A 25163-nucleotide genomic window follows, 5' to 3' on the forward strand; every position below is an offset into this window, starting at 1 on the left:
GAAAAACTACTAAAAGACGGCTTTGCTTACGAAAGCAATGGTTCTGTATACTTTGATGTACTTGAATACAACAAACGAGGGCTCAACTATGGAGAACTTTCTCGTCGTAATATAGAAGAACTCTTTGCTAATACTCGAGATTTAGATGGGCAAGGAGAAAAACGCAATCCTCAGGACTTTGCGCTTTGGAAAAAGGCTTCTCCAGCTCATATTATGCGCTGGGTATCGCCTTGGGGTGATGGTTTTCCTGGTTGGCACTTAGAATGTACCGTGATGAGTACTAAATATCTTGGCAATCAGTTTGATATTCACGGAGGAGGTATGGATTTGAAGTTTCCACACCACGAATGTGAAATTGCACAAGGGAAAGCAGGACACGGAGAAAGTCCCGTTCGTTATTGGATGCACGCTAATATGCTCACTATGAATGGACAACGTATGAGTAAATCTACTGGTAATTATATATTACCAATGCAACTCATCAGTGGAGAGAATACTTTCTTTGAAAAACCTTTTGCTCCTGCTGTGATACGCTTTTGCTTTATGCAAGCCCACTACCGCAGTGTACTTGACATTTCTAATGAGGCAATGCTTGCTGCTGAAAAAGGCTTCTCAAGGCTTCTGGAAGCATTGAAGATTTTGAATGAAATCAATACTGAAATAGAGCATCCTACTTCTCTCCCTATAGCCGAATGGAAGGAAAAATGCTACAATGCACTATTGGATGATTTTAATTCGCCTATACTTATCGCTCATCTTTTCGAAGCAGTGAAATGGATTTTCCAAGTGAAAAATGGAGAAGAAAAAATATCCATCAATGAACTTCTCGAATTGAAAACTCTGATGAATACCTTTGTTTTCGATGTTCTAGGCTTACGAAATGAAGAACAAGCGACAGGAAATAATGACAAACTTGACGGTGTGATTCAGCTCCTTATCAATATGCGAATGGAAGCTCGTGCTAATAAAGATTGGGCACTTTCTGACAAGATTAGAGATGAACTTTTTGCAATGGGTATCCAACTCAAAGACGGCAAAGATGGTACCAGTTATAGTCTAAATTAACAGAAAGGAATTCAAAGGAGAACAAAAATCTATTATAATTATGAATTATAATAGATTTTTGTCATTAATAAACTAACCATTCATTGTTGCTAGAAACTCCTCATTATTACGAGTTTGCTTAATTTGCTTTTCCATAAATTCCATCGCTTCCACAGGATTCATCTCTGATAAATATTTACGAACAATCCACATTCTTTGTAAAGTGGCTTCTTCTTGAAGCAAATCATCACGCCTTGTCGAAGAATCAATCAGGTCTATAGCAGGGAAAATACGCTTATTAGCAATACGTCTATCTAACTGTAGCTCCATATTTCCTGTTCCCTTGAATTCTTCAAAAATCACATCATCCATCTTAGAACCTGTATCTGTAAGAGCTGTAGCAATAATAGAAAGAGAACCACCTCCTGCTATATTTCTAGCTGCACCGAAGAATCGCTTAGGGCGGTGTAAGGCGTTTGCATCAAGCCCCCCTGAGAGTACCTTCCCTGAAGAAGGTTGTACTGTATTATAGGCACGTGCCAAACGCGTAATAGAATCCAGAAGAATTACTACATCGTGCCCACATTCCACCAAACGTTTAGCTTTTTCGAGAACAATATTAGCTATTTTCACATGCTCGGTAGCTTCTTTATCGAAGGTAGAAGAAATAATCTCTCCTTTTACACTTTGTTGCATATCCGTTACCTCCTCAGGACGCTCATCTATCAATAATACCATCAGATAAACCTCTGGATGATTAATAGAAATGGCGTTAGCTATATCCTTGAGTAGTGTAGTTTTCCCTGTTTTAGGTTGAGCCACAATCATTCCTCTTTGTCCTTTTCCAATAGGTGCAAAAAGGTCTATAATTCTTGTAGAAACAGAACTTCTTTTCCCTGAAAGAGAAAATTTTTCATTAGGAAATATAGGTGTAAGATTATCAAAAGAAACTCTATCACGTACTGATTGAGGATCACATCCATTGATTTTTAGCACTTTTATCAAAGGAAAATATTTTTCTCCTTCTTTAGGAGGGCGTACTGTTCCTAACACAGTGTCTCCTGTACGAAGTCCAAAAAGACGAATTTGAGAAGGTGATACATAAATATCATCTGGTGAGGCTAAATAATTATAGTCTGAGGAACGAAGAAATCCATAGTTATCCGAAAGCAACTCAAATACCCCTTCACACTCTACAATTCCCTCAAATTCAAAATCTGGAGAGCGATAACGATTTTTCTTTTCCTTATCATAATTTTCATTATTTGTATTCTTCGGAGTATTATTTGAGGGAACAGAAGAAGCTTGTACCATTTCTGAAGAGGAACTTTTAGGTTTAGAAACAACTTCTGTCTTGGGAAGAAGTGTAGATGTTTTTTCGGCCTCTTTTCTCTCTTGTTTTTGAAAATTATCCCCTTTTTTATCCTTAGTAATTGGTGCTTTTTGTGCTTTTGAAGAATGGGTATTATTGGTATCTACTGAATTTTCTTTTATCAAGGTTTCCTTTTCCTTAGATTGGGATTTTTGATCTGTAGGATTACCTTTTTTAACTTTGTTTTTTGGAGTAGGATGAGTTTTTTCAGGATTTGGAGAAGTTTTTTTGTCCTTTTTCTCTATTTTTTCTATTTTTTCTTGTTTGTCAATAGAATTAGTTAGCTCTTTTTTATCTTTAAGTAGCTCTTTTTTTACCACCAATGAAGGATTTTCTGCTTGAAAATCTATTATACGATAAATAAGCTCTTCCTTTTTAAGAGTTTTAATTTTTTTGATTCCTAAAGATTGAGCAATCTCCTGCAAATCAAGGAGTTTTTTCTCCTTTAAATCAGAAATTTCAAACATATATTATTAGTGAATTAATACGTAAGTTTAATTAAGAAAGTTGTTTATAAGCATATAGTTTTTTTCCCAAACAGGAAAAAACCAGTAATCAAAGAGATTTTGAGAGAAAAATGTTGGGAATTAATTATAAGAACTCTTTCAGCCTCTATAAAAATATAATATCACACAAAAGAGGTTCAATTTTAAAGTGCAAAAATACGATTTTTTTTCAAATAAAAAAATGTTTTATATAAAAAATATTTTTCATAACTTTGCGCTTTAAAAATAAAAGATGATTCAGCGAATTCAAACCCTTTATCTATTGGTAGTAGTAATTATAGCTGGAATTGGGCTATTTTGGAATTTTGGAGATACCTTCTCTTTGATAATTTTAGTAGGGGTTATCTTACTATCTTTTATAAGTATTTTTAGCTTTAGAAAAAGACAAAATCAATTTGTTATTAATAGAATCAACATTTTGTGTAACCTTATTTTACTAGGTGTATTTTCGTGGAGGATGCTACATTCATCTGGAGAAAGCTTGCTTTCTGAGAAAGGTGTTCAGCTCGTAGTTCCCATCATTTCTATCGTATTTTTGTATTTAGCAAATCTTGCTATTCACAGGGACGAAGAATTGGTAAAATCAGCAGACCGATTACGATAATACAGAGTAACTTTGTGTGTATTTCGAATCCTACTTTTCTTAGGAAGAGTGGGATTTGTTATTAATTTCTACTTTATGAAATATATTTTTACAAATTAATTTTTCTTTCCTACGAAAACTTTGTAAATTTGCAGAAAATTTCTATAAAAATGACCCCTTTATTTATAAGCTCTCCCGAATTATTTTTTATACTTTTTGTGGCTGTCCTTTTATTTGGAACCGATAAAATTCCAGAGATAGCACGCTCTTTTGGGAAAGGAATGCGACAATTGAAAGATGCTACTTCTGAAATTAAAAACGAAATCAATAAAAGTGTAGAAAATACAGGTATTGATACTTCGGTTATTAATGAAGTAAAAGATGAAATAGAAAAAGCAAAAGAAGGATTGGAAGACCCTTTCGGAAGTATTAAACGAAGCAAATAAAAATTTAAATTATTTGATCTTTAGGAATCCTTTTTTAATTAATTCCATTTTATTATAACCTATTCTTAGACAAATTCCCTAGATACATATGGCTAAAGCAAATAAAGAAACCCCTCTAATGAAACAATATAATCAGATAAAATCAAAATATCCTGATGCCTTATTGCTTTTTAGAGTAGGTGATTTCTATGAAACTTTTAAAGAAGATGCTATCAAAACCTCTCAGGTATTGGGAATTGTCCTAACCAATAGAAATAATGGTGGAGAACAAACGGAATTAGCTGGGTTTCCTCATCATTCCCTTAATAGTTACCTTCCAAAACTTGTAAAGGCAGGATTCCGTGTGGCTATTTGTGATCAATTAGAGGACCCAAAACTTACTAAAACCATTGTAAAACGGGGTGTTACTGAGCTCGTAACCCCAGGGGTTACTCTAAATGATGAAATTCTACAAGCTAATAAAAATAATTTTTTAGCCTCTGTATGGATAGATTCTCCTCGTAATGGAATTGCTTTTTTAGATATCTCAACTGGAGAATATTATGTATCAGAAGGAGATAACCCCTATATAGATAAGCTTTTGCAAAACTTTCAGCCCAATGAAGTACTTATTTCCAAAAAGCAGAAAAAGAATTTTGAAGAACTCTTTGGGAATCATTTTCATTGCTTTGGATTAGAGGATTGGGTATATAAGAAAGATTTTGCCAATGATATCCTTACCAAGCAGTTCCAGACCAGTTCGCTTAAAGGATTCGCTATAGATGACCTTCCTAATGGAATTATTGGGGCTGGAGCTATTCTTCATTACCTTTCAGAAACTCAACATCATCAATTACAACATATTACTGCTATCAAACCGATAGCCAATGACCAATATGTTTGGATGGACAAATTCACTGTAAGAAATCTTGAAATCTATGGAGGACAAAACGCCCAATCTGTAAGCTTATTGGATATTATTGATAAAACCCTTTCTCCTATGGGGAGCCGAACCCTTAGGCGTTGGCTAGCACTTCCTCTAACAAATCTTGAGAGGATTCAAAGAAGACATCAAATAGTTTCTTATTTTTTTGAAAACACCGAAATTCAAGAAAATACAAGAGGGCACCTCAAAAAAATAAACGATCTAGAACGCTTAGTTTCCAAAGTAGCCACTCAGAAAATTACTCCTCGTGAAGTTATCTATTTGAAAAATTCTCTACGAGCTATAATCCCCATAAAATCTTCTTTGATAAATAGTGAAAATGAGCCCTTAAAAGCTTTAATTTCAAAAATTTATGATTTGCAAGAGCTTTGTGACAAAATAGAGCAAATACTTAACGAAGAAGCTCCTGTAAATATTCTAAAAGGAAATACAATAAAAGATAGTTTTTCTAATGAACTATATGAACTTAGGAATTTATCCGAATCTGGGAAAAATTATCTCGATCAGATGCTTGAGAGAGAAATCAAAAATACAAATATTTCTTCCCTAAAAATAGACAATAATAACGTTTTTGGATACTATTTTGAAGTCCGTAATGTACACAAAGACAAAGTTCCCGAAAATTGGATTCGTAAGCAGACTCTTGTTAATGCTGAACGATATATCACTGAAGAACTGAAGGAATATGAAGAAAAAATCACTCACGCACAGGAGAGAATTACCTCTCTAGAACAAGAGCTTTTCTCTAATCTTATTCAGGATATTATTCTGTATATCCCTCAGATACAACAAACGGCTACTATTATAGGAGAGATTGATACACTTTGTGCCTTTTCTACCTTAGCTTTGGAGAATCGTTATACTTGCCCAAAGCTGGACAATTCTTACATTATCAACCTAAAGAATGCTAGGCATCCTGTCATAGAAAAACAACTCCCTCCCACTCAACCTTATGTTGCCAATGATATTTTTCTGGATAATGATACGCAACAAATTATGATGATTACAGGTCCCAATATGAGTGGTAAGTCAGCCTTACTTAGGCAGGTAGCTCTTATTGTCCTTTTAGCTCAGATAGGGAGTTTTGTACCTGCTGATGAAGCTCAAATAGGGATTATTGATAAAATCTTCACCAGAGTAGGTGCTAGTGATAATATATCACAAGGAGAATCTACCTTTATGGTAGAAATGAATGAAACAGCCCTTATTCTTAACAATTTATCACAAAGAAGCCTTATCTTACTCGATGAAATAGGTAGAGGAACTAGTACTTATGATGGTATTTCTATTGCTTGGGCTATTGCTGAATACTTACACGAACATCCTACTCACGCAAAAACCTTATTTGCTACCCATTATCACGAATTGAATGAGATGCAGAATGAGTTCATTCGTATAAAAAATTTCTCTGTCTCTGTCAAGGAAGTAAAAGGAAGTATTTTGTTCTTAAGAAAACTCATAGAAGGAGGCAGCGAACATAGTTTTGGTATTCACGTTGCTAAAATGGCAGGAATGCCCCAATATGTAATAGAAAAAGCCAATAGTGTTCTAAAAAAATTAGAAAAATCCCATCAATTAGAAACAAATAAAGAACATTTGTCTTCTAAAGATAAAGAAGGGATACAACTAAGCTTTTTCCAACTAGATGACCCTCTATTACAGAACATCAAAGAACAAATAATGAATACTCAGATTGACAACCTAACCCCAATAGAAGCTCTAATGAAGTTAAACAATATAAAAAGAATGCTAGAAGGGAAAAAATAAAAGAAAATTTATTTAGGATAAGCAATTCTTAGATGATATATATTAAATAGTTTCTCTTTAAGGACTTTTTTAATCTTTTCAATATCCTTAAAAGTAATATCTGCATTAAGAAATTGTTTTTCTTCTATTTGTTTTCTAATAATATTTTCTACTAGAAGAGAAATAGCTTCTGTATCTGGATTTACAAGGCTTTTTGAAGCTGCCTCTACAGAATCTGACATCATCAAGATTGCTGTTTCCTTAGAAAAAGGAATAGGTCCTGAATAACGAAAATCCTCCTCTGAAAAAGGCTCTCCTGAGTCCAGCTGTTTTTTATAGAAATAATAAATAAGACTATTCCCGTGATGAGTACGAATAAAATCAATAATACGATCTGGAATATTATTCTGACGTGCTAGTTCTATACCATCTATTACGTGATTCTTAATAATCTTAGCGCTTTCTATCGGAGTTAATTCATCGTGAGGATTTACTGAAGTTTTTTGATTTTCAGTGAAATAAAGAGGATTTTTCATCTTTCCTATATCGTGATAAAGAGCCCCCACCCTTACAAGCATTGCATTGGCTCCGATAGCTAATGCACTAGCTTCAGCTAAATTAGATACTTGTAAGGAATGCTGAAATGACCCTGGTGCTTTCTCGGCAAGTTCTCTTAAGAGCTTATTATGAGTATCCGAAAGTTCCAGTAAAGAAACATTAGAAACTAATCCAAATATCTTTTCATAGAGATATGTAAGTGGTTGTACGAAAAGAATAAGGAATCCATTAAGTATAAAAAGCCCTATAGTAGGGTAATGGATATTATCCAAAGTTCCTGTAGCTATCATCAAGTGACAAAGATAGGTAATAATATAAGCAATCACTATATATGTGATAACTAAGAATAGATTAATTCTATAATGCAGTCCCTTTGTATCAACCAAAAGAGTTCCTGCTACAATCGCATTCGTGTAGATATATTGAAAACTATTAGGAACTATGAATCCTATAAGAATAAGAGTTATTATATACAAAAACATTCCCAACCGTAAGTCAAAGAACGCTTTCATTACCAAAGGAAATACGCAAATAGGTAATGCTGAGATATAATCTACATTCACTGAAGCCGTCCAAGATACAGCCCCAACAAAAAGAAGTATTGTAACAAAAATAAGGGTTACAATATTATTATTAGCAAACATTTCTCCCTTAAAATGATAAAGATACAGTAGCACCATACTCACCAGCATAGCCACCACCAATATGTATCCTATAAGAGAGATAATTGTTATATTATCAGAGCTATTAAGTGTATATTCTTTCTGTAAAGAAGTGAGCATAATTAGCTTATCCCCTGTTACTAGTTGCCCTTTCTCAATAATAAGTTGTCCTTTTTTGATTAATCCATAAGAATGAACTATTTTCTTAAGATTTTCATCAAGTGCTTTTTGAGTAAAATATTCATTGACAAAAATATTAGGTAGCATTACCTCCGAAAAGATGGCATAATAAGTGTCAATATATTCTACAAAAGGCTTCTCTTTAAAGAAAGAATAAAGTGATTCTTTTAATTGATTAAGAAAGAAAAAATCAGTTGAAGAAAATACAGATACCTCATTACCCTCCACCAATGAAACTTCCTTATCTGTAATTTCCTGAGAAGAATAAAAAGCTCCATTACGATAGGCTTTCTTTAGGAATTCTTCTCCTTTTTGTAGTAATTTTTCTTGTTGAGCTGAATCTACTGAAGCAAAGTAAGAAAGGGCTTTTTGGTAATAATTCTTTTTAACAGAAACTATTACTGTTGTATCTTTAAAAAAATAAGTTATTGATTGATCCTCTACAAATTGTCTTTCCTTAGCAATCTCTTCTTTAGTTTTTTTCAGTGTAAAATCAAAAGGAGCATACAAAGAAGGGTGTAACCAAGGCTTTCCTGCCTGAAATTCATATGAAAATTTATTTTCCTTAGGCAAAAGAAAAACAATAACAGCCATTACTATTATAGCAAGAAGAAACTTGTATAACAAATTCTGTTTTGCATATAATTTATACCAAAAATACTTTATTTTCATAGAATTTAGAATAAAAATAGAACTAATCTCTTCGTAAAGGTAAGGTAGAACATCTCAAAAGACCTTCTTGCTTGGATATTTCGGAATAAGGTATTTCCTCTACAACAAAGCCATTATCCCTAAGCCATTGGTTAAGCCGAACAAAATTTCGCTCAGAAACAACCACATTAGGTGATATAGAGAATATATTACTAAACATATGATACATCTCCTCTCTCTCTATATGAAATAGATTTTCTTTTCCAAAGAGTTCTACCAGATATTCATAATCCTTTTCATTACGAAATCCCCCTTTGTAAATAATCCCTTTGTTAGTACCTACAGGCTGAAAACAACAGTCCAAATGAAGTGCATTATCACGAGGTTCTTTATTGGATTTTACGAGGTCAAATTCTTTTACTATTTTATTGGGAAATAGCTCTTTGATAAAATTCACTCCAGCCATATTAGTTCTTGCTGTCTTGTAGTGTGTGTAATCTTCCCCTTTGTAAGTACCTATAAATATGTGGTCATTCCAAGGCATTACATCTCCTCCTTCTATATGTACCTCTGTAGGAGGAACTATATATTGGGAGGAAGGTATCTGCTCCACAATATACTCAATAGCCTGGAATTCATTCTCTCGTTCCGGAAGAATATTTGCCTTAATAAATTTAGAGTCAATTACAAAACCAATATCCCGTGTAAAAATCTGATTACAGTCCTTTATAATCTCAGGTCTGTAAACCTCTACTCCATACTTCTTAAGTACTTGTTCAAAAGCCTCCATCTCCAAGACCATATCTTTTTCCAAAGGATATGTACCCTTAAGTATATGCTCTAGGGATTTGGGATCATATGCTTCTTCAGCTGTAGGAGTAGCTCCATTACTCTGTGCTGTACCTAAAATAACTGCTCGTAGGCGATTCGTTTCATTTTTAACTTCTACTATCATTGGAGTCAATATTTTTTGCAAAGATAGCAAAAATATATGACTTGTCCATTGAATTATTTTATTTGGTAAAAAAAAGAAAAAATTATAACTTTGCCAACGTAAACAATAAATTTCAATTCAATGAAAAAACATATTACATTATTCCTTTTACTTATCACTTCTACAATAAGTATAGCTCAAGTAACTGTAGGGGTAAAAGTAAACAATCCTCTTCTTTATGGTTCTTCTATTTCTCCCTTATATGATAAAGAAGGAAAAAAATTAGATACTTATGGGAATTGGGGCTTTTTTAATTCAGGAGCCTTCGCACGTATTCCATTAAAAAAGAAACATTGGGTACTACAGACTGAACTTCTATACAAAAATGAGGGCACACATATTCGTTATGATGAGACTTTTGAAAATAGAAGGCATTTTTCTTTTGAATATATAGATACTCCTTGCCTGCTACAATGGGAAGGTAAGCGAATGTTCAGGGGATACCTACAAGCAGGATTTTCTCTCAAATTCCTAACCAAAGCTTCCTATATAAGAGGCTCATATGACAGCCTTGAAGAAAACATAACCCAACACTTTAACCGATTTGTACTTACTGGACAGATAGGAGGAGGGGTACTTTGGGACATCAAGCGAGTGATAATCACTACTGATATGCGTATGTCTTGGAACCTTACCCCCATCACAGGACATCGTGTTCGTGGGGTAGATTTTGGTGAAAGTACTGGCTTTTCACTTAATACGATTTCCTTAGGAGTAGGTTATAAACTAGGGCATAGGAAAGAAGAAAAAAAAGAAGAGCAATGAAGCAATACGAACAAGTAATCAAAGTTATGGAAGAAAATGGTGGTTGGACAACCCTTGGCTTTCTCTATCATAAGGTAAATACATCCCTTTGGAAAACCAAAACACCCTTTGCCACTATAAGGAGAATTGTTCAGGACGAGCGTTTTTTCTTCAAAATAAAAGTAGGATTATGGGCACTAAAAAGCCATAAAAAACTGCTTTTAGAAAAATTCGAATTGAACATCTCCAAGGAGAAAGAACAAGATTTTTCCCATTCCTATTTTCAAGGATTGCTTGTAGAGATTGGAAATATCAGAGGATATAACACCTATATCCCCCCACAGGATAAGAATAAATTATTCCTTGACAGAAAATTGGGTCGTATAGCTTCTCTAAATCATATATTAGATTTTACCTATCCTCAAGTAATCAAAAGAGCCAAAACTATAGATGTAATTTGGTTCAATCAACGGAATTTTCCTTATGCCTTTTTTGAGGTAGAATATACTACAGATATACAAAATTCACTCCTAAAATTCAATGATTTACAAGATTTTTACAGTAAGTTCTACATCCTTAGTGCAATAGAAAGAAAACGAGAGTTCGAACAAAAAATAACCTATACTTCTTTTAAGGATATAAGAGATAGAGTCTCTTTTATTGATTATGAGTTTGTAGTAAACCTACATACCAAGAGTTTTGAGCTACTGAAAATAGGACAATTATAAAAAACTTAAACAATAATATAAATGGAACCGATAGATTTTAACAAACCCATTACTGAATACGGAGAAGACAATATACAAACCCTTGAGTGGCAGGAGCATGTACGTATGCGCCCCGGTATGTACATAGGTAAGCTCGGCGATGGCTCCTCAGCTGATGATGGAATTTATATCCTACTGAAGGAGGTGATTGATAACTCAATAGACGAGTTTGTCATGGGGGCAGGCAAACAGATAGAGGTACGTATAGAGGACAATAAAGTTTCTGTACGTGATTTTGGGCGTGGGATCCCCTTAGGAAAAGTGGTAGATGTAGTCTCCAAGATGAATACAGGAGGAAAATATGATTCTCGTGCCTTCAAAAAATCGGTAGGGCTTAATGGAGTAGGTACCAAAGCTGTCAATGCCCTTTCATCCTACTTCTATGTGGCTTCTGTGCGTGATGGACAAAAGAAAAGTGCGTCCTTCTCCTTAGGAGTCCTACAGGAAGAATCTCCCTTGGAAGCCTCTAATGAGAAACGAGGTACATTGGTGGAATTTGTCCCCGATGGAACTATCTTTAAGAACTACAAATTCCGTTCGGAATATGTGGTAAGAATGCTTAGGAACTATACCTACCTCAACCCAGGACTTACTATTGTATATAATGGAGAAAAATTTTTCTCTGAGAATGGGTTAAAAGACTTACTTATAGAAGACAATAATGAAGAAGATTTTGCCTATCCCATCATCCATTTAAGAGGAGATGATATAGAAATAGCCCTTACCCACAGCCAAAGCCAATATAGTGAACAGTATTACTCTTTTGTCAATGGACAAAATACCACCCAAGGAGGAACACACCTCAATGCCTATCGTGAAGCTATAGTAAACACCTTGCGTAACTATTATAACAAACCTTATGATGCTTCTGATATTCGTAAATCGATCATTGGAGCCATTTCTATCAAGGTAATGGAACCCGTTTTCGAGAGCCAAACTAAAACCAAATTAGGCTCTACTGAAATGGGTGACGGGCTCCCTACAGTACGTACTTATATTACTAATTTTGTACAGAAGCACTTAGATGATTATCTGCACAAACAGCCTGAGATTGCTGAAGAAATACAGAAAAAAATCCTCCAAGCTGAACGTGAGCGTAAGGAGCTATCTGGTATTCGTAAGCTCGCCCGTGACCGCGCCAAAAAGGTAAGCCTACACAACAAGAAACTACGTGACTGCCGTATTCACCTTACTGACAGTAAGCACGAACAAGCCCTTGAGAGTACCCTATTCATCACCGAGGGTAACTCTGCTTCAGGGTCTATCACTACCTCGCGTGATGCCAATACCCAAGCGGTATTTTCTCTAAGAGGAAAGCCACTAAACTCCTTTGGAAAAACCAAAAAGATTGTCTATGAGAATGAGGAGTTCAACCTCCTACAAGCCGCCTTGGACATAGAAGATTCCATAGAAAACTTACGATATAATAATATTGTCCTTGCCACTGATGCCGATGTGGATGGAATGCACATTCGCCTGTTACTCATTACCTTTTTCCTACAATTTTTCCCCGAGCTAATTAAGGAAGGACACGTATATATCCTACAGACGCCTTTATTTCGTGTTCGTAATAGTAAGGAAACTATCTATTGCTATACTGAGGAAGAACGTATTGCAGCCATAGAAAAATTAAGGAACCCAGAGATCACCCGATTCAAAGGGTTGGGAGAGATCTCTCCTGATGAGTTCAAGCATTTTATAGGACAAGATATGCGTCTTGACCCTGTAATGATGGATAAGGCTATGAATATAGAGAAGTTATTAGATTTTTATATGGGAAATAACACCCCAGATCGTCAGGATTTTATAATTAAAAACCTTAAATATGAAGTTTAAATAAGTTTGAATACTTCTAGAAATATTGTACATTAAAGTAATAGAAAATAAATATAATAGGAATTTTAAATAAGCCTATTATATTTATTTTTCTACTATACTATTTTCTATAAAAGCTTTTAAGATAGGAAGTTGACTGTGATTAACATCCTTACTTGCTGTAAGTAAAGTAATTTTTTCTTTATCTTTTATTTGTTCAAGGAAAAGAACAAAAATAGGATTTTGAGAAAGTTCCTCTGTATAATGTTCCTCAAGATACTGATAATCACCTGTAGTATGATATGCCTTTCGTAATATATCTGTAGGAGCAATTTCCTTAGCCCACAAGTCTATATGAAGAGATTCTTTCTTGATTCCTCTGGGATATAATCTATCTACCAAAATTCTGAAACCATCTGAGGCTTTTTTTTCCTCATAAATACGTTTTAACAGAATTTCCATTCTTAAGTTTCAATAGTATTAATTAAGAAATTTAGGAAGCTCCCATTTATATTTTACAGAAAGTAACCTTACTGCAATTACAACCAATATAGTAATGAAAACCACTGTATTATGCCCCATTAATCCATCAATAAGAAAATAGACAATACCTCCTGCCACACAAGCTGTTGCATAGATTTCTTTATGAAATACTGCAGGTAATTTATTGGCTAAAATATCTCGTATAACCCCTCCAAAGCTACCTGTCATCGCTCCTAAGAGAATTGCTATAACAGGAGAAAGCTCAAAACGAAGCGTTTTTTCTAACCCAATAATAGTAAATACCCCGAGTCCTATAGTATCAAAAACCATTAACCAATAGCTCCAATGCCCTACAAATTTCTTCTTAAAAGGAAGTGTTATCACTACACTGGCTACAATCATCAGAACATACATAAGATTCTTCATCCAGAAAACAGGTACAGGGTCAAGCGTAGTGGTACGAATCAGAACATCACGAACTGTTCCTCCTCCCACTCCAGTTACAAAAGCCAAAATGAACATCCCAAAAACATCCATTTTACGCTCTAAGCCTACTAATACCCCTGAAATTCCAAAGACAAATGTACCAATCAAATCCCATAAATAAATTTGATCAATTCCTGACAGTAAATGAATAATATTGTCCATTTGATATTATGCTTCTATATATGTTTTAACTATATTAATGAGGCTCTCCCCAGACTGTAATCCTTCTGTTCGCCAGAGCAATTCCCCCTTATGGAAAATCATATAGGTAGGTATCCCATTAATTTGTATCTTTTTGGTAAGTTCTATATTTTTTTCAATATCAATTTTAATAGTCCGGACAGCCTCTCCCAAGGCATCTACAACTTGCTGAACAGATGCTCCTGCATCTTCTGCCAAATAATGCCATCCAGCATAAAAAACAATAAGCACAGGCTTATTGGTACTAATAATATCTCCAAATACTGACATCTTTTCGTTTTTTTCTATATTTATATTTACTTCCAATTATGAAAGTTAAAAGTTGTGCAAACGTATAAATTTTTTTTCAAATATCAAAGAAAATAATGAATTTTCTATCATCTAAATTCAGTATGATAAAAGATCATCTCAAAATCAATTATAATACCTCAATTATATCATTGATTTTCAAAACACAAATCTATTCTCTGCATCTTATCCAAATATGTGGAATCTATGATAGCCTTTGAGCAGTGGAAAAACTGATGAAACCAAAGAATAAAATCATATCAAAGAAAACATTTTAATGAAAAATAGTAACTATATAAAATAAAATCACTACTTTTGTGCGCTATAATTTCAAAATATAATACGTATGTATAATTTACTAAAAGGAAAAAAAGGTATCATTTTTGGTGCTTTAGATGAAAACTCTATTGCTTGGAAAACGGCTGTACGCGTACACGAGGAAGGTGGTCAGTTTGTATTAACAAACGCTCCTATCGCAATGCGTATGGGTAAAATAAATGAACTAGCAGAGCAAACAGGTGCTCAAGTAATCCCTGCTGATGCTACTAATATGGATGATTTGCAAAATCTGGTAACTAAAGCTATGGAAGTTCTTGGCGGAAAACTAGATTTCGTGCTTCATTCTATAGGAATGTCTGTAAATGTACGTAAGAATATTCCTTATACAGAATCTAATTACGAATTTTATGCCAAAGGATGGGACGTCTCAGCTCTTTCTTTCCACAAAGTATGCCAAACACTCCACAAAAATGATGCTATGAACGAATGGGGAAGTATTGTAGCTCTAAGTTACATTGCAGCTCAGCGTACTTTTCCTGATTATAATGATATGGCTGATAATAAGGCTTATCTAGAATCTATAGCTCGTAGCTTCGGTTACTTCTATGGAAAGGACAAAAATGTACGTATCAATACCATTTCTCAGTCCCCTACACCTACTACTGCAGGGCAAGGAGTAAAAGGATTCGATGGATTCATCACTTATGCCGACAAAATGTCTCCTCTGGGGAATGCTACAGCCGATGACTGTGCTAACTATACAGTAACACTCTTCTCCGATCTTACACGTAAAGTAACTATGCAGAACCTCTTCCACGATGGAGGCTTCTCTAATGTAGGTGTAACTCCTGAGATTATTGCATATATCAACCAATAATTTTTATTAGTTTCAAGGATAAACTTTCTCTATCAAGGGAGTTTATCCTTGATTTTTATTAGCTAATCTTTGTCATTTATGGAACCTTTCAGTAGAGAAGTATTTGAGCTATTTCAGCAAAAACTAAAAGTAGGGAATCGTAGAGGCGTACACTTGAATGCGATCCCGAATAATTCTCGGTATAAGTTTGATCTCTCTAGGCTTTCTTCCATTTTCAAGAGTCTTCCAGAGCGATTCATCTTAGATTTGCTCACCTTAAAGAATCTCAAATTCTCCTTTTCTCTATATGATACCCCTTCCACAGCTATAGACGAGCGTTCTTACACCACGGAAGTTACTCATTCGGATTCCAAAAAGAGCTCTCCTCTGAGGGAAGAAGATAGAAAAAAACTCCCTAATGAGAGAGAAGCTGTCCTTGAAAAACTATCCTCAAGTATAGATGACCTTATCTTCCAGAGTGAAGCCATTTTTCAGGAAAAAGGAGTCAATCCTCTTGGGTTTGGATTCCCCATTTTAGTAAGAAGAGACCTCTCCGATGGGCAGATTTCTGTAGCTCCTATTCTTATTTGGTCGGTTAGAATACGTCCTACAAACCAAATAAACACTTGGGAAATCAGTCGTACGGAGGAAGACCCTATCTATATCAATGAAGTTCTTATTAATCACCTACAGAATGACTCAGGTATTACCCTTAGTTCCATTCCTGAAGAGATGCTTGAGGATGGAAAAATAGACAAATTAGAGCTTTTAAAGATTTGTACTGACATTCTTCAGCAGCTGAAAATCAATCAAAATATCGATTTCCTCGAGAATAATTACGCCGAAATCCTCCCCATTCAGTCGAAAGCCCACTATGAGAGCCTTTTACCTGAAAGAGGACAGGCTATCATCGAGAAATCAGGACTATTTTCTCTTTTCGAGGTACAAAAACAGAACATAATCAACGATTATAGCTACCTGAAAGACTCCTTTGAACAGAGAAATTTTCCTTCAAAAGACACTTTTCAATCCTTTTCTTCCGTATCCACCGACCCTTCTCAGCAGGAAATCCTAGAGAGAATCCGAACTCAATCGCATATCCTCATTCAAGGACCTCCTGGCACAGGAAAAAGCCAAACGCTCTCGGCGATTCTCATCAATGCACTCGAAAACGGACAAAAAACTCTCGTAGTCTGCGAAAAACAGACTGCGCTGGAAGTCCTTCATAAGTCATTACAGGACAGAGAGCTAGGAAAATACACCATTTTAATAAAAGACAGCCTTACTGACCGTAAAATCGTGGTTGATGCCGTCAGGAATATCATTGATGACCCTTCTTTCAAGAAGGCTATTCCCACCTATCCGGAAGCGACTCGGAAGGAACAAATAGAGGAACTCGATTCTCTAAAAGGTGCTATCAATAGGCATCACACAAAGCTCTTCTCTCCTATCCTTTCTCAGGAGAATTGGACTGAAATTACTGCCCAAATCCTTGAATACGAACCCAAAAAAGAAGAAATTAACCTTTCATCACTCTCCATTACCTTCTCTGAAGAAGAATACAAATCCCTGAAAACGACCCTTGAGAAGGCGCAAGAACTATTCATTCCTTTCGCTTCTTATAAGGAAGACTTCCTTTTTCATCCAGAAACATTCATACACAATTCCTATTTACAGACAACTCATAATATAGAAGAGGCATTTACGAATTATCGCACACACTGGGAGAAAATTTTACACCTTTATCAGGAGTATAAGGAATTCTATTTGAATAAGCGTAAGGAGGAATTCACCTATCAGTTGGAGGAATTATCCCAATATATCAATGAGACAGAGACCATAACCTCCTTGCTCTCAAGCTCTTCTGATGAGTATAATCGTGAGAAAACAAATAATTTCTTATACAAATTCCTTTCCATATTTTCGTCAGCTAAGAAAATTGTCTTGAAAAATCAGAAAAGACTACTCTTTCTCTGCCAAGAAATTAAGAAAATAAGCCTCCATACCAACTTTTCTCCTATCACACTCACCGATAATCTCCTTTCCAACAAAGAGAATATCATCAATTATCGACAGGAAATCTCCTCTGCGAAGGCTTCTTTTGAGCAAAAAATACTCAAAGATTTCGATGTGCTAGACGTATTGAACTTTTTTGAACCAAAATTCACCAATGATTCTCTAAAAAATCTCGTTTCAGAGGTGAATTTACTAAAAGAAACCCTCAAAAAGGAACATTATGTAAGCTCTTTTGATTGGGGAAATACTTTCGGAGACTTCAAGCAGTATATTGAAGCTCTTCTATCCAAATATATTACCTATCAAAAAGACCCTAATAACCCACTTTTTGCAGGATACGAATGGTATACTTTCTTTGAATCACTCAACCATTTCCAGAAACAATGTATCTGCTTACTTGAAAATGCTAACGTCTCCGATTGGAAAGCCTCCTTTTGGCACGCTTATTACAGAAAGTTACTTATCCAAAAATCCAACGAATATCCTACTTTTTCTTCAAGAACGTATGAAGATTTCAGGAAAAAACTCCAGCTTTTTGGGGCTTCTCAGTATGATATCATAAGAGATTATTGGGATAACGCACAACAATCCGCCGTTAAGAACTTTGAAACAGTTCACAAAGACCTCAGTGTGGCTAATTTGTACAACAAACGCAAGAGTGAAAAGCATAACAGGCTACCGCTGAGGCAAATTGCTCAGAAAGATACAGACCTACTCACTACCTTTTTCCCTATTATTCTTACTACGCCCGATACGTGTAGTAATCTTTTTCAGGGAAAAAATTTCTATTTTGACTATGTTATCTTCGATGAAGCCAGCCAACTGAAGCTCGAAGATAACCTCCCCGCTATCCTTAAGGGGAAAACGGTAATCATTGCCGGAGACGAACACCAGATGCCTCCTAGTAATTACTTCAGTAAAATATTCGATGGAAGCCTTGAAGATGAGGAAGATATAGACGAAGAGGACAATACCCTCGTGAAGAAGTCGCTCCTTTCTGTGGAATCTCTCCTTGACTTTGCGTTGGAGTACCAATATGATAAGCATCACCTGAATTTTCACTATCGTTCTAGGCATCCTTACCTGATTGATTTCTCCAATGTTGCCTTTTACAATGGGAAACTTCGAGCTTTACCAAGCTTTGATGATACACCTCCCATCGAATTTTATCAGATAAACGGAGAGTTCGATGACCATATCAACGAAGCCGAAGCCCTGAAAGTAATCGATATACTGAGGAACCTCCCCCAAAAAGCCGACGGTAGCTACCCTTCGGTAGGAATCGCCACGTTTAACATCACTCAGCGAAACTTCATCCGTAAGAAATTGCTTTCTTTGCGCAACAAACCTGAGGAAGAGGCATTCTCTGCTAAGCTAACTGCATTAGAACAGTCAGGTTTATTTATCAAAAACCTAGAAAATATCCAAGGAGATGAGCGCGATATTATTATTATATCGGTTACTTACGGAAGAAAAAAAGGTGGTAAGTTCACCCAGAGCTTCGGACCTATCAATCATCAGAAGGGTTACAAGCTACTCAACGTGATAATCACGCGTGCAAAAGAGAAAATTTTTATATGTAATTCTATCCCCGAAGAGCTTTTTCTTAGCTTCAACGATGCGTTGGAACAAGAAAAATCGAATAATCGGCGCGCTGTACTATATGCTTACTTAGCTTACACCAAGGCTGTGAGTGAGAAAAACGATGTGGAGAGAGAAAAAATATTAAAAATCCTCTCCAAATATGGTAACAATCAGCCTGAAACAACTTCTTCAGGACAATTACGATTCAAAGAACAAGTATTTTTGCTCTTGAAAGAGAAATTTCCTACCGTTGATATCACGAAAAACTTCTCGTTCGGAGGATATACGATAGATATATTGTTGAAAAATGCGCAAAAAACACCTATCGCCATCGAGTGTCTCAGCAAATCTATCTATCAAAACGAGATGGGATATTTAGAAGATTTGCATAAAGAGAAGATTATTTCCCAATCTGGATACCATTACTTGAGGATTCACGCCGATGTTCCTATGAATGATTATCTGATGCTACTCGAAAAACAACTGAATTAAGAATGAAAAGAAAGATAATACTCACGCAAGACGGTTCTTCTACGCTGGAAATAGAAGCGTGGGGGGAGCATTACCATTCCGTTCGTGGCGCAATTCAGGAAGCCTATCACGTTTTTATACAAAATGGGCTGTCTCTCTTCCCCAAAAGAGAAGTAAATATCCTAGAAATAGGGTTAGGAACGGGTCTTAACGCCTTTATTACTTTCTTAGAACACAATCATTTGGGTCAGATTATCCATTACGAAGGTATTGAAGCCTATCCCCTGACCCTTGAGGAAGTCGCCCAGCTGAATTATACGAGCCAACTCGGTGTAACTGACCAAGAACCTACCTTTCAGCTCATACATCAATCCCCTTGGGAAGAGACAATCAAGATATCAGAGAGCTTTTCTCTGAAGAAGCGAAAGGCGTTCTTTGAGGACATTACGGATATAGAGCGGTTCGACCTTATCTATTTTGATGCTTTTGGGGCACGCGTACAGCCTGAACTATGGACTTCTTTTATCTTTGATAAGATGTATAAGAGCTTGAGAAAGAACGGAATATTAGTTACTTATGCCTCCAAGGGTAGTGCCAGAAGAGCAATGCTGGAAGTAGGCTTCTCGGTAGAGAAACTTCCGGGGGCAATGGGCAAAAGAGAGATGCTAAGAGCCTTAAAAGAATAGTGTATTTGGAGGATTTTTCCTTCTTTTATATAACGTAAAAAAATCAAAAAAATGAACGATACTTATTTCGTTACAGGAATCTCTACGGAAGTAGGGAAAACAATCTCTTCTGCTATCGTTGTGGAATCACTTCAAGCAGATTATTGGAAACCTATTCAGTCCGGAGACTTGGATAATTCTGATACGATGAAAGTTAAATCCCTCATTTCCAATAGTATCAGTACCTTTTTTCCTTCTAGTTATGAATTTGACTACCCTGCAAGCCCGCATCTTTCGGCACAAATGGAGGGAAGGCATATCGAACTGGCGCATATTAAGCGTCCGCATAGCTCGAATACCCTTGTAATAGAGGGTGCTGGAGGGCTTTTTGTACCTCTAAATGAGCGAAATACGATTCTAGACCTGATGCTTCCTACTGATAAAATAGTCCTCGTTTCTCGCCATTACTTGGGCAGTATCAATCACACGATGCTTTCCGTAGAGGCTTTGCAGAGACGCGGATTGAATATCTTTGGAATTATCTTCAGTGGCGAAGAGAATACTGCTACAGAATCTTGGATTGCTTCATATACACAGATACCTATAATAGGTAGAATAGAGGAAGAACCTTTTTTTGATAAGAATACTATCAAGAAATACGCCGATTTGTTTAAGAAAAACTTGAAGTAAGCAAGTGTTTCTTTTTCTAAAACTTTCCTCTTGCTACTTCCAAAGCATAGATATCTATATAAGAGCTTGGAAACCTCCCCCTCACCCCCTCAGAGAGGGGGAAACAAAATAGTATGTCTTAGATAAAAGATATTGTATAGAACAGAAATTTAGACTTATATGACGAATTTCCATTGCATCAACATTCTTATTCCCCCTTTCGAGGGGGCAGGAGGAGGTTCTAAAAATAAATAACTTATAAAAAACCTCCCTCTCATCCCATCAGAGAGGGGGAAACAAAATAGTATGTCTTAGATAAAAGATATTGTATAGAACAGAAATTTAGACTTATATGACGAATTTCCATTGCATCAACATTCTTATTCCCCCTTGGGAGGGGGCAGGGGGAAGTTCTAAAAATAAAGAACTTATAATTTTTGTAGATGGATATTCTTTGTAAAAATCTAAAGAAAGGTTCTGAAGATGAAATATAGGATATATTGAAGTTAGTACTGTTTAAGAAAAAACTCTAAATATCTTTTTAAATTATTGCTTAACACGTTAAATAAAATACAACAACCATATATTTGCACAATTTTTGCAGGGAAAAATCTCCAAACTACAACAAACAACACTAAATAATGAGGACGCAAACGAAAATATTACGATTCATAGGAATTTCTATGGCACTCATCACCACGATGTTATTACATTCTAAGATGAGCAAATTCTCTGTGGGTTCGCCTGATGATGATACTTCTATCAGTACAAATAAGCAGGATAAGAATAGGGAACCCTCTGTTTATGAGAATATCTATAACCCAGAAGCCCTAAACCCTTTCTTTGAGAAATTAAAAGCCTTGGATTCTCTTAAGGATAGGAAGCTGAACATCGTGCATATAGGCGATTCGCACGTACAAGCCGATGCGATGACCAATGAAGTAAGGCAACAAATGCAGGCGCTCTTTGGTAACGGAGGGCTTGGATTGGTATTCCCCTACTCTCTTATGAAGACGAATGGAGAGAGAAACGTGCGATTTTCTTCTAACATCAGTTGGGAAAGCCAGAAAAACACAATGAGTTCCAATACTGAGACGATTGGAATTACAGGTTATTCCTTGCTGACCACCAACAAAAACTTCGTTATCGAGCTGAGTTTGAAGAACAAAAACTACCTCTTCAATACACTCAAGATACTAACACCTAAGAATAAGCACTTTTTCGAGTTAGCCACTAGCAAATTTGGTGTAACTATTCCCCCTGCACCACCTACGCAAGTGGCGTACAAAACAATTGCTCATAAAGTTCAGAAGGGAGAGACGCTTTATTCTTTGTCAAGAAAATATAATGTTCAACTAAGTAAGATCCAGTCCGTTAATCACCTTAAGGGGACTAATATCCGTATAGGAGAGACCCTAAAAATTCCTACCGAGAAAAAGATAATAGAGGCCTCCTCAAGAGAAAGGAATATCAATTTGCAAGGGTTCGACCTGATTTCCAACATTGATTCCTTATCTGGATACACATACCGTAATCTAGGGGGATTGGATAAGGTTTATCTCACGCCCAATGCCCAGAATAATAATTTTGCACTCAATGGGATTGTTCTTGAGAACGATCAGAGTGGAATTATATACCATTCTATAGGGGTGAATGGAGCACGCTTTTCGGATTATAATAAGTGTAGTCTGTTCTTTGAGCAGGTGCCAGCACTCCAGCCCGACTTAATCATTGTTTCCTTGGGTACCAACGAGACATTCGGCAAACTATCAGCCGCTCAATATGATGAGCAGGTAAGAATTTTCCTCCAGCAGATACGCACACAGTATGGGGATTGTCCCATTTTGCTAACATCTCCTCCCCCATCGTTATTTAAGCGTAAGATTCCCAATCATCTTTGTGAAGAATATGCTACCATCCTAATAGATAATGCCATTAAGGACAACTATGGAGTATTCGATTTGTATAGTATTCTAGGCGGCGTAGAGGCAATGCCAGAGCTTATAAAGCAGAATTTTATTTCCAATGACCGCATACACTATACCCACGAGGGATATGTATCACAAGGAGACTTACTCTTTGAGGCAATTAAGAACAATTATTTAAAGTATAAAAAGCAATCTAAATAAATATTACTACCTTGAATACAAGTGGTTTATCAGATTTTCTCTATCGTACTCTTTTAGAGAATTTTCCGTACTCTTTTGATGATATCCTATCTAATATAAAGAGTTGGTTCGTTTATGATCCTAAGCATCCTTTACTGTTCAATAGCAGTCTTTTTTTGGGGATGTTTTTGGTCTTTTATTTAGTATATATTTTCACGAAGAAGCATACCTATTTCCGTACGGTATATGTGGGGTTATTTTCGTTGTTTTTCTATTATAAAGCAGGCGGAGAATACTTCATACTTCTAGTTCTCTCCTCTGCTTTGAACTACTTCTTAGCTGATCAAATCTATAAGAGAGAAAAACAACAAAGGATTAAGCTCTGTTTTCTGGTGATAAGTATCATAGCGAACTTAGGATTTTTAGGATATTTCAAATATACTAACTTCCTAATTGATAGTTTCAATCATCTTTTTTCAGGGAGATTACAGTTTCAAGATATCATTTTACCTATTGGTATCTCTTTCTACACCTTCCAGACGATGAGTTACACCATCGATGTATACAGAAACGAGATAGCACCAGCTAAATCATTCTTGGATTTCACCTTTTTTGTATGTTTCTTTCCGCAGTTGGTGGCGGGACCTATTGTACGAGCTAAGGATTTCATCCCGCAAATTTACCAAAAAATAACCTTAACCAAGAAGGAAACATCTTTTGCGTTGTTTCTTATCATAGGTGGATTGCTAAAAAAGGCGGTTATTTCTGATTATATTTCGATTAATTTTGTTGATCGAATATTCGACGCACCTAATAGTTATACTCCTTTCGAGAACTTGATGGCAGTATATGGATACTCTTTACAGATTTATTGTGACTTTTCGGGCTATTCCGATATGGCTATTGGGCTTGCTTTGCTTATGGGATTCACGCTTCCTGAGAACTTTCGTACGCCTTACCAATCGAAGAATATTACAGAGTTCTGGCACCGGTGGCATATATCTCTCTCTACTTGGCTGAAAGATTATCTTTATATTCCTTTAGGAGGTAATCGACAGGGGAGTTTTTGCGGTTATTTATTTCCTTTTGCATTCTTTGCGGGAGCATTAGCTTGGGCTATCTCGGAGAAACCTATCAGTTCTATTCCATTAATAATTGTTTTGGTAAGTATTATTCTATTAGCTTATTCAATATTACTTTCTCCCAACCGAAAGAAATCACTGAGAAGTCATTCTAATCAATTAACCACGATGTTATTGGGTGGATTATGGCACGGAGCCAGCTTAAGATTCATCATCTGGGGGGCATTACATGGGTTTGCTTTAGCATTACATAAATCCTTTCGAGAAATATTCCCTGAAAAAAGTGAAAAAAATAGCTTCCCCTCTAGACGAATACTCCCTATTATATATACATTTATTACGTTTCATTTTGTAGCATTCTGTTGGATATTCTTTCGTGCAAAGGATTTTTCTATAGCAATGAATGTTATTGAAAATATAGGGAAAGTTACCTTTGATCCTCATCAATGGAAAGTAATTATAGAGGGATATAGGAATATATTTTTATTACTGGTTATTGGTTTTATTTGGCATTTTTTCCCTGCAAAATGGAATCTTTTTTTGAAAAATAGCTTTGAAAAAACCCCTCTAATAGTAAAAGCTCTTATACTTGCTTTTGTTTTTTGGATAGTTTATGCTACCGCCTCCACAGGACCTCAGCCTTTCATTTACTTCCAATTCTAAGAGCAAAATAATAATTAAGTATATTTTAACTTTTTTCAAAATATTGAAAATCAGTTAATTAAAATAAAAATTGAAGAAAAATATATTTTTTTTCAAAAAACTATTGCAGGTTTCAAAAAAAGTTGTACCTTTGCACTCGCATTTGAGCAGAATTTAAAAGCTTAATGGTCCGTTCGTCTAGGGGTTAGGACGCAAGGTTTTCATCCTTGTAACAGGGGTTCGATTCCCCTACGGACTACTCTAAAAATTAAATATTTCATTTGCTAAGGTCCGTTCGTCTAGGGGTTAGGACGCAAGGTTTTCATCCTTGTAACAGGGG

The 25163-nt window shown here is 35.7% G+C and carries 19 protein-coding genes and 1 tRNA gene; 14 read left to right on the forward strand and 6 right to left on the reverse strand.

Annotated elements, in window-relative coordinates; translation table 11 throughout:
- The coding region (locus tag RYK20_RS08165) for a DALR domain-containing protein (protein WP_314895057.1) at positions 1 to 1065 on the forward strand (1065 nt) is incomplete at its 5' end.
- Between the two features lie 72 nt (positions 1066 to 1137).
- Here RYK20_RS08165 and rho read toward each other — a convergent pair.
- Entirely contained in the window at positions 1138 to 2883 is a 1746-nt protein-coding gene (rho, locus tag RYK20_RS08170) for a transcription termination factor Rho (protein ID WP_314895058.1), read from the reverse strand.
- A gap of 271 nt (positions 2884 to 3154) precedes the next feature.
- On the opposite strand from rho, the gene RYK20_RS08175 reads away from it, so the two are divergent.
- The 3 genes from RYK20_RS08175 to mutS all read left to right on the forward strand — a co-directional run bounded on the left by RYK20_RS08175 (position 3155) and on the right by mutS (position 6643).
- Positions 3155 to 3526 carry a DUF4293 family protein gene (locus tag RYK20_RS08175; RefSeq protein ID WP_297979050.1) on the forward strand — a complete coding sequence of 124 codons (372 nt, stop codon included), beginning with the start codon at positions 3155 to 3157 and terminating at the stop codon, positions 3524 to 3526.
- Between the two features lie 149 nt (positions 3527 to 3675).
- Positions 3676 to 3951, forward strand: coding sequence for a twin-arginine translocase TatA/TatE family subunit (locus RYK20_RS08180; RefSeq protein ID WP_297979051.1), 276 nt, complete (start codon positions 3676 to 3678; stop codon positions 3949 to 3951).
- 88 nt (positions 3952 to 4039) lie between these two features.
- On the forward strand, positions 4040 to 6643 hold the full coding sequence (mutS, locus tag RYK20_RS08185; protein ID WP_314895059.1) for a DNA mismatch repair protein MutS: 2604 nt from the start codon (positions 4040 to 4042) through the stop codon (positions 6641 to 6643).
- Positions 6644 to 6651: 8 nt separating this feature from the next.
- Here the strand turns inward: mutS and RYK20_RS08190 are convergent, their stop codons facing one another.
- Both RYK20_RS08190 and RYK20_RS08195 read right to left on the reverse strand, forming a co-directional pair.
- Positions 6652 to 8694, reverse strand: a complete 2043-nt coding sequence (locus tag RYK20_RS08190; RefSeq protein ID WP_314895060.1) for an HDIG domain-containing metalloprotein — start codon at positions 8692 to 8694, stop codon at positions 6652 to 6654.
- A gap of 22 nt (positions 8695 to 8716) precedes the next feature.
- Entirely contained in the window at positions 8717 to 9628 is a 912-nt protein-coding gene (locus RYK20_RS08195; protein ID WP_314895061.1) for an arginine deiminase family protein, read from the reverse strand.
- Positions 9629 to 9748: 120 nt separating this feature from the next.
- On the opposite strand from RYK20_RS08195, the gene RYK20_RS08200 reads away from it, so the two are divergent.
- Genes RYK20_RS08200 through RYK20_RS08210 form a run of 3 tightly spaced genes read left to right on the forward strand, consistent with a single transcriptional unit; the run spans position 9749 to position 13014 of the window.
- Positions 9749 to 10432: a porin family protein gene (locus RYK20_RS08200; protein ID WP_314895062.1), complete on the forward strand. Its 684-nt coding sequence runs from the start codon at positions 9749 to 9751 to the stop codon at positions 10430 to 10432.
- Positions 10429 to 11139 (forward strand): hypothetical protein, encoded by a 711-nt coding sequence (locus RYK20_RS08205; RefSeq protein WP_314895063.1) that lies wholly within the window; start codon positions 10429 to 10431, stop codon positions 11137 to 11139. The genes RYK20_RS08200 and RYK20_RS08205 overlap by 4 nt, the downstream gene beginning before the upstream one ends.
- Before the next feature lie 21 nt (positions 11140 to 11160).
- Positions 11161 to 13014 carry a DNA topoisomerase IV subunit B gene (locus RYK20_RS08210; protein ID WP_314895064.1) on the forward strand — a complete coding sequence of 618 codons (1854 nt, stop codon included), beginning with the start codon at positions 11161 to 11163 and terminating at the stop codon, positions 13012 to 13014.
- 84 nt (positions 13015 to 13098) lie between these two features.
- On the opposite strand, the gene RYK20_RS08215 is transcribed toward RYK20_RS08210, so the two are convergent.
- The 3 genes from RYK20_RS08215 to RYK20_RS08225 are packed head-to-tail and all read right to left on the reverse strand — an operon-like array spanning position 13099 to position 14433.
- The gene (locus RYK20_RS08215) at positions 13099 to 13455 is read right to left on the reverse strand and encodes a DUF488 domain-containing protein (RefSeq protein ID WP_297977950.1); all 357 of its coding nucleotides are present in this window, start codon (positions 13453 to 13455) and stop codon (positions 13099 to 13101) included.
- Between the two features lie 18 nt (positions 13456 to 13473).
- A complete protein-coding gene (locus tag RYK20_RS08220) occupies positions 13474 to 14124 on the reverse strand; it encodes a trimeric intracellular cation channel family protein (protein WP_314895065.1) in 651 nt (216 codons plus the stop codon).
- Positions 14125 to 14130: 6 nt separating this feature from the next.
- Positions 14131 to 14433: a co-chaperone YbbN gene (locus RYK20_RS08225; RefSeq protein ID WP_297977948.1), complete on the reverse strand. Its 303-nt coding sequence runs from the start codon at positions 14431 to 14433 to the stop codon at positions 14131 to 14133.
- A 364-nt stretch (positions 14434 to 14797) separates the two neighbouring features.
- Between RYK20_RS08225 and RYK20_RS08230 the strand changes: the two genes are divergently transcribed.
- The 7 genes from RYK20_RS08230 (at position 14798) to RYK20_RS08260 (ending at position 25082) form a co-directional block, all read left to right on the forward strand.
- Positions 14798 to 15607, forward strand: a complete 810-nt coding sequence (locus RYK20_RS08230) for an enoyl-ACP reductase (protein WP_314895066.1) — start codon at positions 14798 to 14800, stop codon at positions 15605 to 15607.
- A gap of 78 nt (positions 15608 to 15685) precedes the next feature.
- A complete protein-coding gene (locus RYK20_RS08235; RefSeq protein WP_314895067.1) occupies positions 15686 to 19678 on the forward strand; it encodes an AAA domain-containing protein in 3993 nt (1330 codons plus the stop codon).
- Between the two features lie 2 nt (positions 19679 to 19680).
- Complete coding sequence (gene mnmD / locus RYK20_RS08240; RefSeq protein WP_314803161.1) at positions 19681 to 20343, forward strand: tRNA (5-methylaminomethyl-2-thiouridine)(34)-methyltransferase MnmD; 663 nt, start codon at positions 19681 to 19683, stop codon at positions 20341 to 20343.
- 51 nt (positions 20344 to 20394) lie between these two features.
- Positions 20395 to 21012 carry a dethiobiotin synthase gene (gene bioD / locus RYK20_RS08245; RefSeq protein WP_311457230.1) on the forward strand — a complete coding sequence of 206 codons (618 nt, stop codon included), beginning with the start codon at positions 20395 to 20397 and terminating at the stop codon, positions 21010 to 21012.
- Between the two features lie 620 nt (positions 21013 to 21632).
- The gene (locus tag RYK20_RS08250) at positions 21633 to 23120 is read left to right on the forward strand and encodes a LysM peptidoglycan-binding domain-containing protein (RefSeq protein WP_297977943.1); all 1488 of its coding nucleotides are present in this window, start codon (positions 21633 to 21635) and stop codon (positions 23118 to 23120) included.
- Positions 23121 to 23203: 83 nt separating this feature from the next.
- Positions 23204 to 24844, forward strand: coding sequence for an MBOAT family O-acyltransferase (locus RYK20_RS08255; protein ID WP_314895068.1), 1641 nt, complete (start codon positions 23204 to 23206; stop codon positions 24842 to 24844).
- A gap of 166 nt (positions 24845 to 25010) precedes the next feature.
- Positions 25011 to 25082: transfer RNA gene (locus RYK20_RS08260), tRNA-Glu, on the forward strand.
- Positions 25083 to 25163: the final 81 nt, after the last annotated feature.

It is taken from the genome of uncultured Capnocytophaga sp., assembly GCF_963525585.1.
In the GTDB taxonomy this organism is placed as follows: domain Bacteria; phylum Bacteroidota; class Bacteroidia; order Flavobacteriales; family Flavobacteriaceae; genus Capnocytophaga.